Source organism: Sphingomonas sp. (assembly GCF_051962185.1).
GTDB lineage: Bacteria > Pseudomonadota > Alphaproteobacteria > Sphingomonadales > Sphingomonadaceae > Sphingomonas.
In genome coordinates, this window is sequence record NZ_JBQCCN010000154.1 from 1 (window position 1) to 11,511 (window position 11,511).

Consider the following 11,511-nt stretch of genomic DNA (forward strand, 5'->3'; position numbering starts at 1 on the left):
ACCGCGATCAGGTCGTCCAGATCGGGCGACGTGCTGCTTTCGAGCCAGCTATCCACCTGGTGCGCGAAACTGACCGATTCCTGGGTGGCCTTGCAGGTCAATTCGCGGACGAAGGTTTCCGCGATCAGCACGCGCTCGTCCATGTCCTGGGTCGCGGCGAAAGCCCGGAACGCGATCTCCGCGCGCTCCCGTAGCTCGCCGTCCAAGTCCATCGCGTTGTCGAGCATGTCCGACGCGTCGCCCCCCAGCATCGCCGCCCAGCCTGCGGGGGTGATGCCGAACCCGAACAGCCGCACCGGGCCTTCGACGCGGCACCGCGTGGCGCCGCTGGTTGGGCCGACGACGTGGATCGGACCGGTTTGTTTCTCGCCGTCGGGGAAATAATAGGCGCCGAATCCTGGGCTCAGGCGAAAGCGGAACTGCGCATAGTCGGCGCGCTCCATGTCTTCGAACCACGGCAGGTCCGCGCGGAAGTCATAGAATAAAGTGACATGGTCCGCCAGGTCGGGTGATGGGACCCGATAATCGAGTTGAATGTCCGACACGAAAGTGCGCCCCTGTTCATTCTTTCGTTGGCGTCGTTTTTATACGATTCTCGGCCACGCCGCCACTCAAAATGAGTATATCGATGGTTTCGCTAACATAAGAAAGCGGCCCGGTTTTCTTTCGAAAACCGGGCCGTCAAGGGAAAGAACCCCCTCCCAGGGGCCCTTCGGGTCGCATGCTTTTGTTACGCGAATCGGCCCCGAGTCGTATTGTACGGATTCGCCGCCAGGCGATTTCGCGCAGTTTCCGTAAAGGAAGATCGGGTTTTTGACCGCGGCGGCGCGGCCTGCCATGGCGCCGGGCATGACTTTCCTGGCCCGACCCTTGTTGTTCGCGATCGATGCCGAGCGGGCGCACGGCCTGACCATCGACATGCTCGCCGCCTGGGGCCGGGTCGGCACGCCGCTTCCTGCCCGGCCGCCCGCGCTGCCGGTCACCGTCGCCGGACTAACCTTTCCCAACCCGCTCGGCCTTGCCGCGGGCGCCGACAAGGACGGGCGCGCGATCGCGGGCTTTTTCGGGCTCGGCTTCGGCGCGGTCGAGATCGGCACGCTGACCCCGCTTCCCCAGTCGGGCAATCCGCGCCCACGGTTGTTCCGACTGACCGCCGACCGCGCGGTGATCAATCGCATGGGCTTCAACAACGGCGGTTTGGCGGCCGCGTTGCCGCGTGCCAGAGCGGCCAACCGCAAGGGAATGCTCGGCATCAACGTCGGCGCCAACAAGGATGCCGCCGACCGCATCGCCGATTACGAAACCGGGGTCGCCGCCGCGGCGCCGGTGGCGGATTACGTCACCATCAACATCAGCTCGCCCAATACACCGGGGCTGCGCGACCTGCAGCACGGCCCGGCGCTGGCCGAATTGCTCGCCCGAGCCACCGCGGCGCGCGGCACGACGCCTTTGTTCCTCAAGGTCGCTCCCGACCAGGAGCCCGCTCAGATCGACGAGATCGCCAAAGCGGCGATCGACGCCCGGATCGACGCGCTGATCGTCGGCAACACCACCGTCAGCCGTCCCGGTCTGACGTCGCCCAATGCCGGTGAGGCCGGCGGCCTGTCAGGCACGCCCCTCGCCCCCCTCGCCGCCCAGCGCCTGCGCGATTTCCGTAGCGCGACCGGCGCCGCCATGCCGATCATCGCGGTCGGCGGGATCGACAGCGGCGCCGAAGCCTATGCCCGTATCCGCGCCGGCGCGAGCCTCGTGCAGCTCTACAGCGGACTGGTCTATGGCGGGCCATCGCTACCCGGCCGCATCTTGAAGGAGATCGAGACGCTGCTGCAGCGCGATGGATTCGCCATCATCACGGATGCAATTGGGAGCGATTAATTTCCTACACCGCGACAGCACCCACCCCGGCGAAGGCCGAGGCCCAGTGTCGGAGCGCTATCGTTGTCGGAACAAGCCTATGTCTACACCATGGCCAGCCGGCGCAACGGCACGATCTATATCGGCTCGACCGTGGACCTCGTCAGGCGTGCCTGGGAGCATCGCAATGACGTGGTGCCCGGTTTTACCCGTCGCTACCGCTGCCATTTACTCGTGTGGTACGAGGCTCATGGCGATCTCGACGAAGGCCGACTTCGCGAACGGCGGATGAAGGAATGGAAACGCGCCTGGAAGATACGCGAAATCGAGGGTCTCAACCCGGAATGGAGCGATCTCTACGAACTTATGGCGTCGCCATAAAGGTCGACGTTACTGGGTCCCGGCCTTCCCCGGGGTGGAAGATAGGACGGAAAACGCAGTCACATGATCCCCATCCTCGGCCATCTCTTCATGCTCGCCATCTTCCTGCTGGTGCCGATCGCGGTGATCGTCGCGCTGATCGCGATCCTGCGGCGTAACCCGCGTCCCTAGGATCGTAACCCGCGTCTATAGGTCGGGCCGCCGTAGCGTCTTGCCACCCGGTGTCATGGCGTTAGGGTCGCGCGCCATGAAGAAGCTGATCGTCGCCGCCGCCATCGTCCTCTCCACCGTGGCGGCGTCGGGGTCCGCCCGACAGCCCGCCCGAATCGTCAAGATCGTCAGGCCCGCCGCGACCGGCATGGTCAGCGCGGCCGATCCGCGCGCCGCGGCCGCCGGGGTCGAGATCCTCAACGCCGGCGGCAGCGCGACCGACGCGGCGATCGCGACGATGCTCGCGCTCAACGTGGTCGAGCCGCAGAGCTCGGGCATGGGCGGCGGCACCTTCTTCGTCCGCAACGACGGCCCGACCGGCAAGATCAACACGATCGACGGGCGCGAGGCAGCGCCGATGGCCGCCGACGGCAAGTGGTTCTACGACGCCAATGGCAAGCCGCTGCCGCACAACGCGGCGGTCCCGGGCGGCCGCAGCGTCGGTGTGCCGGGCCAGCTTCGCGTGATGGCGATGGCGCACGCGCAATCGGGCAAGCTGCCCTGGGCGCGGCTGTTCCAGCCGGCGATCCGGCTGGCACGCGACGGCTTCAAGGCATCGCCGCGCCTCTATAACGCCCTGGTCCAATATGCCGGCCATATGGACGCCAACGGCCGCGCCATCTTCATGGATGCGTCGGGCAAGCCCTGGCCGGTCGGAACGGTCATCAAGAACCCCAAGCAGGCCGAGTTGTTCGATCGCGTCGCACGGCTCGGACCCGAAGCCTTTTACAGCGGCGGCACTGCGCAGCGCCTCGTCGCAGCGGTCGACAATGCCCAGCGCAACCCGTCGAAGATGAAGCTCAGCGACGTCGCCGCCTATCGCGCTAAACCGCGCGCGCCACTGTGCGGCACCTATCGCGCCTATCGCATCTGCGGCATGGGGCCGCCCTCGTCGGGCGGTTTCACCGTGCTGATGATCCTGAAGCAACTCGAACGGTTCGACATGGCCAAGCTGGGCAAGGACTCGCCCGTCGCCTGGCATCTGTTCGCCGAGAGCTCTCGGCTCGCTTACGCCGATCGCGACATGTATGTCGGCGACCCCGACTTCGTCACCGTGCCGCTGGCCGGGCTGCTCGATCCCAAATATGTCGCCGCGCGATCGGCGTTGATCTCGCTCGACAAGTCGATCGCCGACGTCCAGCCCGGCACGCCGCGCGGTGCGCCGCCGCGCAAGCGCGTGCCGGCGAGCGAAACGCCGGGCACGACCGACCTCGTCGTGACCGACAAGGCCGGCAACGTCGTCGAAGTGACGACGACGATCGAGGGACCGTGGGGATCGGGCCTGTCGGTCGACGGTATCATGCTCAACAACGAACTGACCGATTTCGACATCGTGCCGGAAAAGGACGGCTATCTCGTCGCCAATCGCGTCCAGGGCGGCAAGCGGCCGCGCAGTTCGATGGCGCCGACCATCGTCTATGGGCCCGACGGCAAGGTCCGGCTGGCGATCGGCGCGGCGGGCGGATCGACGATCATCGCCCAGGTCGCAAAGGCGATCATCGGCGTGGTCGACTGGAAGATGAGCGCGCAGGACGCGATCGGCATGGGCCTGATCTACGCGCCGGCGCCGATGGCGGTCGCCGAAGCGGGCACCCAGGCCGAGACCATGGCGCCCAAGCTGCGCGCGCTGGGCGAGAAGATCATGGTCGCCCCGCTCGGGCTCAAGGCCAATGCGATCGAGCGCGTCGGCGGCAAATGGGTCGGCGCCGCCGATCCGCGCAGCGAAGGCGTGGCGATGAGCCAGGACGGGAAAGTGACCGTGATCCGCCGCGTGGGGATGGCGCCCAACCGTCCATCCGAATAACGTCCGCCGATGATGAGGCGCAGCCGAACACGGCGCGCCTTCGCAGGGGAGAGACGGATGCGGCAGATCGAAAAGTTTCCCAACCTCGTGGCGATGTTCTTCGCCCGGGCTCGGGAAGGCGGCGATAAGCCGTTCCTGTGGCACAAGGATGGAGATGCCTGGGTATCGTTGAGCTGGGCCGAGGCGGCGCGGCAGGTCGCGAGCCTGGCGACCGGCCTGAAGGCGATCGGCCTCCAGCCGGGCGACCGCGTCATGCTGGTCAGCGAGAACCGCCCCGAATGGTGCATCAGCGACCTCGCGATCATGGCCGCGGGTTGCGTGACGGTTCCGACCTACATCACCAATACCGAGCGCGACCACACCCATATCATCGAGAATTCGGGCGCGCGCGCGATCATCGTCTCGACCGCCAAACTGGCCCGCCCACTGCTCCCCGCCGCCGCGCGCGCGAGCGAGGCCAAGATCGTCATCGGCTTCGAGGATCTGCGCGTCGGCCAGACCGACCTCGCCTATCACAATTGGTCGAAGCTGATCGCCGATCACCCCGCCCAGCCGTCCGACCTGCTGGTCACCGCCGCCCGCGACGACCTCGCGTGCATCATCTACACCTCGGGCACCGGCGGTGCGCCGCGCGGCGTCCAGCAGCATCACGGCGCGATCCTGCACAATGTCGAGGCATGCTGCACCCTGATCGCCGAGGATTTCGGCTGGGACGACGAAGTGTTCCTGTCGTTCCTCCCGCTTTCCCACGCCTATGAGCATACCGGCGGGCAGCATTTCCCGATCGGGCTGGGCGCGCAGATCTATTATGCTGAAGGGCTCGACAAGCTCGCCAGCAATATCGAGGAAGTCCGCCCGACCATCATGGTCGTCGTGCCGCGCCTGTTCGAGGTGCTCAGGACGCGCATCTCCAAGGCGGTCGAGAAGCAAGGTGCGGTATCCAACTACCTGCTCCACCGCGCGGTCTCGATCGGCGGCAAGAAGGCGGCCGGCGGCGTGCCCTTCTACGACCAGCCGATGAACCTGATCGTGAAGTCGCTGCTGATGCCCAAGATCGCCAAGCGCTTCGGCGGGCGGATCAAGGCGATGGTGTCGGGCGGCGCACCGCTCAACCCGGAGATCGGCATCTTCTTCCAGTCGCTCGGGCTGACCTTTCTCCAAGGCTATGGCCAGACCGAGGCGGCCCCGGTCATCTCGTGCAACCGCCCGCGCGCGGGCCTCAAGATGGACACGGTCGGCCCGCCGCTCGACGGCGTCGAGGTCAGGATCGCCGAGGACGGCGAGATCCTGGTGCGCGGCGAGCTCGTCATGCACGGCTATTGGCGCAATCCCGAAGAGACCGCGCGGGTGCTCAAGGACGGGTGGCTGCATACCGGCGATGTCGGGGTGATCGACGACAAGGGGCGGATCAAGATCACCGACCGCAAGAAGGACCTGATCATCAACGACAAGGGCGATAATGTCTCGCCGCAAAAGGTCGAGGGCATGCTGACGCTGCAGCCCGAGATCGGCCAGGCGATGATCGCCGGCGACCGGCGGCCGTACATGGTCGCGGTGTTGGTGCCCGACGCCGAATGGACCCAGGAATGGTGCGCGAGGACCGGGGCCGCTTGCAACGCCAAGGCGCTGGCTGACGATCTCGACTATCGCGCCGCGCTGATGGCGGCGGTCGAGCGGGTCAACAAGGACCTGTCGGTGATCGAACGCGTCCGCCGCTTCATCCTCGCCGACGAGCCGTTCACAATCGAGAACCAGCAGATGACGCCGAGCCTGAAGATCCGGCGGCATGTGTTGAAGGAGGTCTATGGGGGACGGTTGGATGGGCTATACAAGGGCTGAAAGCCGCCCGCGCCTGACATGACGCCCAGGGCGGCACGGAGGTACCACCCACCGTGGATCCGCACCCGAGCGACGCGCGAAGCCAGCCTCCGGGCGCAATTGCCTATGTCGCGCTGATGTTGCTGGTCGTGTCGAGCGCCATTGCGTTGCGTACTTTGTACGTAGGCTGGTCGCATATCTGGTGAGAGGTGCGAACCTCTTTGGGACTTTCGCCTGTGCCAAGAAGCGCGGCCAACCACTTTCGACTGGCGCGATGACACGCCCGGCTACGAAATCAATTCATGATTACTGCACTTCTCATCTCGCCCCACGTGCTGGCCGTAATCCCACCGTAATTCCAAGTCACAGGGGCTTTCACTTGTCCGAAGGAAGCGATTCTGATTTAGATGAGCAATATATCTTGGTTAATTTGGCTCTATCACTAAAAAAGCCCAGGCGTCTTTTATCAATATCTGTTAGATATTTGATGATGCTATCGTAGTAAGGAGATGCACATATGTTAATTCCAGACTTTCTATCTACGGAATCTAAATTTGAAACCAAAAGAGTTCCATTTAGATCTCGAATGACATCTTTCTCGTAAAGTGCGTTTATAGCACTTACCCCCCTGCCACCAAGCTCATCTTCAATTAGAGAATTCCCACCGTTAGTAACTTTATAATAGGCAATATCCGCCTGATATAACCGAGTAGCGCTTAGCTTCTTTGCTTCATCATGTTGCTTTTTTCGTTCATACAAAAAAAGTATTGTCGTTGCAAAGCCGCTCCTCCTTGCTTTTACAGGAGCTCAGCAATGTTAAAAGCACACCGAAAATGAAGGATGCTTTTATCGCGGACATCCTTTTCCTCCATTAAACCGACCGAGCATTTTGGCTCCGAGTTCGTTGGCTTGTTTCTCGAACTGGTTGTCATCGTGCATGTCGTCGCCGGCATTTGCAGCATCATATGACGATGCCGCATATCCCGCATAGAAAGCGGTTTTTCCGATAGCATTGAATTGGGCTATATGGACCACCTCATGGAATAGCGTGGCTATCGTAATTCCGGGCTGAGCATAAATAACGTTGCCCTGGATTTCGGTGACAGTTCACCAAATGACGGAAATTCCGGAGCGCCGGCGGTGCGCTGGCCCCTCCTGGGTTTGATGCATTCAGCAAACTATCACCGAAATACTCCGCCGCGCCCCTTCGCGGCTTCGCCGCTGCGGCCTCTCCACCAACTTCGCCGGTCCCCCTCCCAAGCGAGCTTGGGGGGATTGCGTTGATTACTGCGCTCCGCCCGCGACGCTCAGCCCTTCCTTCGCCGCCACCGCCTTCGGCACGACTTCCATCGTCCAGTCCTTGTCCGGCCGCAGATACTTGGCCGCCACCGCCTGAATGTCGGCCGCGGTCACGTTCTGATAGTCCATCAGGATGCTGCGCGCGGTCGCGATCTTGCGCGGATCATAGGTCGCGTCCGCCAGCAGGTTGAGCCAGAAGGTGTTCCCGGTCGACGCGCGCATGACATATTGCTGCATCGGCGCCTTGACGCGCTGCAATTCGTCCTCGCCGATCGGGTTCTTGACCAGATCCGCGGCGATCTCGCGCGACAGGCGGAAGAACAAAGCGGTCTTGTCGGGCGGCACCTGGCCGATCGCCATGATCCGCCCCCCGCCCACGGCGCCGTCCGGCCAGTTCGATCCGACGCTCGGCGAATAGCTGGCGCCCGCCTCGGTCCGCAGCCGGTCGTAGAGGCGGTCGGTGAACACCTGCGCCAGCACATCGAGCTTGCGCCCTTCGCTGATCCCGGCGACGCCGCCGCCGGTCGGCCAGGCGATCAGCGCGACCGCCTGGTTCTCCTGGCCCGAATGCGTCCGCACCACCGGAGTGGCATTGTGCTCGGGGAACTTGATCGCCGGCGCCGGCATGGTCGAGGACGACCGCGGCTTGAGCGCACCGAAGGTCGCGGCGACCGCGGCGATCGCCTCGTCGCCCTTCACGTCACCGAACACTTCGACCTCGACCGGGCCCGACGCCAGGATCGGCTGCCAGAAGGCGCGGAACTGCGCCGGAGTCAGTGCCGACACGGTCGCCGCAGGCGGAATCCCCCAGCGCGGGTCCTTGTCGTGCAGGAACCATTCGAGATCGCGGTTGAGCACGCCGTCGGGCGAAGAATCGAGGCCCGAATAGCCCGCCAACATCACCGCCTTGGCGCGCGCGAGCGGCGCCGGGTCCCAGCCCGGCGCGCCGAGCTTGTCGGCGAACAGCCGCAACTGATCCTTATAGTCCTGCGGCGAGGTCACGCCGGCCAGGACGAAGGCATCGTCGTCGATCGCGAAGTCGAAGCCGAGCCGACGGCCGGTGGCCAGTTGGTCGAGTTGCTCCTGCCCCAATTTGCCGATCCCGCTCTGCACCAGCGCGAGATCGCCGGCCCAGGCCGGGGTGCGATGGGTCGACGGGATCGCGTTGTAGCCGCCGCCCCAGCGGACGCGGACATAGACGCGATTGGTCTCGCTCGAATTGACGAACAACAGCAGCCGGACGCCGTTCGAGAACACGACCTTCTGCATTTCCAGATCGGGAATGTCCTCCTTGCTGACCACCTTGCCCGGCGGGCCGAGCGGCGGCAGCTTGGAGAAGTCGACCGCGGCCAGCGCGGTGCGCTTCGGCGCGAGCTTGGAAACGTCGGCATCGAGCGCCGCCGCCAGCTTGGTCGCCGCCGCCGGATCGGCGGCGGGCGTCGACACGAACGCCCGGGTCGCGTCGCCCTGGAAGATGCGCGTGGTCGACGCCAGGATCGAGGCCGGGGTGAACATGCCCTTGGCGCGCGCGTCGGTCAGGATCTTGTAGGATACGTCGGGCGCCGCGACCGTCTCCCGTATATCGAGCGCCTGAACCATGTTGTCGGCCTGGGCCGACCCGGCCTCGACCCGTGCGGTGTCGACGCCGTTCTTCATCGCGGCGTCATATTCGGCGAGTTCGCGATCGAGCTCGGCCTGGCTCGGCGGATTGGTCTGGGCGTCGGCGATCACCGCACGCACGTCCTTCAGTGCCTGTTCCCAATTGTCGCCGACCGGCACGACGTTGACGAACGTCCCGTTGACCGAGCGCGACACGTCGTCGAGGCTGACTTGGGCCTGGAGGAAGCTGCCCCCGGCGCGGGCGCGCGATTCCAGCCGGCGATTGATGATCTGCACCGCGATCAGGTCGACCAGCCGCTTCTGGTTGAACAGGATCAGGTCGTTGTTGAAATGCCAGGGCCGCAGCACCGCCATCGACACCAAGGTCGGCAGGCCGGGCTCGACCAACGTGCCGGTCACCGGCTGCTTGGTCGCGGGCGTGCCGAAATCCGGATCCGCCGGATCGGGGCCCTTGCCCTTCCAGCTCGAGAAATTCTTGTCGACCAGCGTCTCGAACACCAGCGGGTCGAGGTCGCCCGAGATGATCACCACCGCGCGTTCCGGCCGGTACCATTTGTCGTGAAACGCGCGCAAGCTGGCCGCGGTCGCCGCCTCGAGCGTCTTGACCGTGCCGATCGGCGAGCGCGTCGCGTACGGTTGGCCAGCGAAGATCGTCGCACGCTGGGCGTCGCCGAACCGCACTTGCGGGCCGGGAGCTTCGCGCTGCTCCGCCATCACCACCGGGCGCTCCGAGTTCACGACCTTGTCGTCGAAGCTGGGCGCTTCCATCATCCCCGACAGAATCTTGAGGCTCTCGTCGACGGTGGCCGGCGTCGCCGCGGGCAGATCGAGCTTGAACACCGTCTGGGTAAAAGTGGTCTGCGCGTTGGTGTCGCTGCCGAAGGTCGCGCCGAGACGTTGCCACGTCCGCTTCGCCTCGTTGTCGGCGACATATTCGCTGCCGCGGAACACGAGATGCTCCATGAAGTGGGCGTACCCCTGCTCCTGGTCATCCTCGTAGAGCGAGCCAGCGTCGATCCGCACCCGGATCGACACCTGACCCGGCGGCACCCCGTTCTTGCGCACCGCGTAGCGCAAACCATTGGGCAACGTCCCGAAATGCCATGCCGGATCGGGCGTGATGTCGCTGCCCTTGAACAGCCAGGGCGAACGATCGACCTCCGGCCGGACCGCGAGCGGTGCGGGCGACGGCGCAATCTGTTGCGCGATCGCCGGCAGCGACAAACCCAGAACGACGGAAGCGAGGACGGCGAGACGCGGAACGCGGAACGTAGTGGCCATGGCGACTGTGTAGGGCGTCCCCCCGCGAGCGGCAACCGGCGAGCACCGCTTCGGCGAAAAGGTCACATCATCCCCCTTGCGTCGCCACTTTTTGGACCCAGATGACCGCTAGCGGCCAATGGTGCGCTGCCGCACCGGCGTAGCGCACCTGACCTTTATGGCTCCCCCGGCGCTCGTGGCGGCGACCCCGGACGTGGTGGACATCGAGAGGCATTGTGAGCGTCGAACAGAAGCTGGAACGGCCAGCAATACGGCAGAAATCGGGCAACGTCGCCGAAGGCAGCGTACCCAATATGACGGTCATTTCGGGCACTCGCCCGTCCGCCGACGCGAGCAGCAACGACAGAATCGAAAAGCGTCCCTTCATCATCCGCTACGGCAAGCATTTGCGCGGATTTTTCGACCGGATGATCGCCTCTTCCTCGCTGGTGCCCAACGATCCCGTGCTCGACGTCCGGGATTTTCCCTGGACGCAGATCCTGCGCGACAATTGGCGGACGATCCGCGACGAGGCGATCGCATCGGCGCTCGGCAACAACTCGCCCTCGCTGTCGAGCATCTCGCCCGACCATCGCGCGATCGCGCCGGTCAACATGTGGCGCAGCTTCTTCCTCTGGGGATACGGCTATTGCGTCGAGGACAATCTCGAACGCTGCCCGGTGACCGCCGCGACCGTCGCGCAGATCCCCGATCTCAACAGCGCGTTCTTCTCGATCCTCGCACCCGGCACGCACATTCCCTCGCATCGCGGGGTGACCAAGGGGCTGATCACTTGCCACCTCGGACTGATCGTTCCCAAGGACGGCGATGTCCGCATGCGCGTGGACGACCGGATCGTGCGCTGGGCCGAGGGCGAGACGCTGGTGTTCGACGATACTTATGACCATGAGGTATGGAACGACACCGACAACACCCGCGTCGTCCTGCTCATCCAGATCAAGCGTCCGCTGCGCCATCCCGGCAAATGGGTCGCCGACACCTTCCTCAACGTCATCCGCCGCTCTGCGTTCGTGCAGGAGGCGCGCGAGAACGTCATGGCGTGGAATGACGCGGTCAAGCAGATGGATGTGTGACCGATCGCGCGGAATAGCTCGAGCTATTCCGCGCATTGCGATCAGTCCGGCCGGCGGCGCCGCGAGGCGCCCCCCGACGGCGGGGATTTAATACGCGCCGGCGCCTCCTAGTGGCGCGCCCGCCGCAACCGGAACGGCCCCCCCAGCAGCATAGTTAAGCGCCAGACGACG

General features: G+C 64.7%; 7 protein-coding genes and 1 pseudogene. 5 read left to right on the top strand and 3 right to left on the bottom strand.

Annotation, left to right across the window (positions count from 1 at the left end; all coding sequences use genetic code 11):
- Positions 1-545 (bottom strand): annotated as a pseudogene (locus ACTHJR_RS09535) (helix-turn-helix domain-containing protein); the annotation flags it as partial.
- Positions 546-849: 304 nt separating this feature from the next.
- Here ACTHJR_RS09535 and ACTHJR_RS09540 point away from each other — a divergent pair.
- The 4 genes from ACTHJR_RS09540 (at position 850) to ACTHJR_RS09555 (ending at position 6,088) form a co-directional block, all read left to right on the top strand.
- Positions 850-1,875, top strand: a complete 1,026-nt coding sequence (locus ACTHJR_RS09540; RefSeq protein WP_440522914.1) for a quinone-dependent dihydroorotate dehydrogenase — start codon at positions 850-852, stop codon at positions 1,873-1,875.
- A 63-nt stretch (positions 1,876-1,938) separates the two neighbouring features.
- Entirely contained in the window at positions 1,939-2,235 is a 297-nt protein-coding gene (locus ACTHJR_RS09545) for a GIY-YIG nuclease family protein (protein WP_440522915.1), read from the top strand.
- 247 nt (positions 2,236-2,482) lie between these two features.
- Positions 2,483-4,249 carry a gamma-glutamyltransferase gene (gene ggt / locus ACTHJR_RS09550; RefSeq protein WP_440522916.1) on the top strand — a complete coding sequence of 589 codons (1,767 nt, stop codon included), beginning with the start codon at positions 2,483-2,485 and terminating at the stop codon, positions 4,247-4,249.
- Between the two features lie 57 nt (positions 4,250-4,306).
- Positions 4,307-6,088, top strand: coding sequence for an AMP-dependent synthetase/ligase (locus ACTHJR_RS09555; protein ID WP_440522917.1), 1,782 nt, complete (start codon positions 4,307-4,309; stop codon positions 6,086-6,088).
- 354 nt (positions 6,089-6,442) lie between these two features.
- Here the strand turns inward: ACTHJR_RS09555 and ACTHJR_RS09560 are convergent, their stop codons facing one another.
- Both ACTHJR_RS09560 and ACTHJR_RS09565 read right to left on the bottom strand, forming a co-directional pair.
- Positions 6,443-6,826, bottom strand: coding sequence for a hypothetical protein (locus ACTHJR_RS09560; RefSeq protein ID WP_440522918.1), 384 nt, complete (start codon positions 6,824-6,826; stop codon positions 6,443-6,445).
- A 525-nt stretch (positions 6,827-7,351) separates the two neighbouring features.
- Complete coding sequence (locus tag ACTHJR_RS09565; RefSeq protein WP_440522919.1) at positions 7,352-10,267, bottom strand: M16 family metallopeptidase; 2,916 nt, start codon at positions 10,265-10,267, stop codon at positions 7,352-7,354.
- A 215-nt stretch (positions 10,268-10,482) separates the two neighbouring features.
- Between ACTHJR_RS09565 and ACTHJR_RS09570 the strand changes: the two genes are divergently transcribed.
- Positions 10,483-11,340 (top strand): aspartyl/asparaginyl beta-hydroxylase domain-containing protein, encoded by an 858-nt coding sequence (locus ACTHJR_RS09570; RefSeq protein ID WP_440522920.1) that lies wholly within the window; start codon positions 10,483-10,485, stop codon positions 11,338-11,340.
- The last annotated feature ends 171 nt before the right edge of the window (positions 11,341-11,511 follow it).

Coding starts and splice junctions, on each gene's coding strand:
- ACTHJR_RS09540 (WP_440522914.1), top strand. CDS start 850: ATGACTTTCCTGGCCCGACCCTTGTTGTTCGCGATCGATGCCGAGCGG.
- ACTHJR_RS09555 (WP_440522917.1), top strand. CDS start 4,307: ATGCGGCAGATCGAAAAGTTTCCCAACCTCGTGGCGATGTTCTTCGCC.
- ACTHJR_RS09565 (WP_440522919.1), bottom strand. CDS start 10,267: ATGGCCACTACGTTCCGCGTTCCGCGTCTCGCCGTCCTCGCTTCCGTC.
- ggt (WP_440522916.1), top strand. CDS start 2,483: ATGAAGAAGCTGATCGTCGCCGCCGCCATCGTCCTCTCCACCGTGGCG.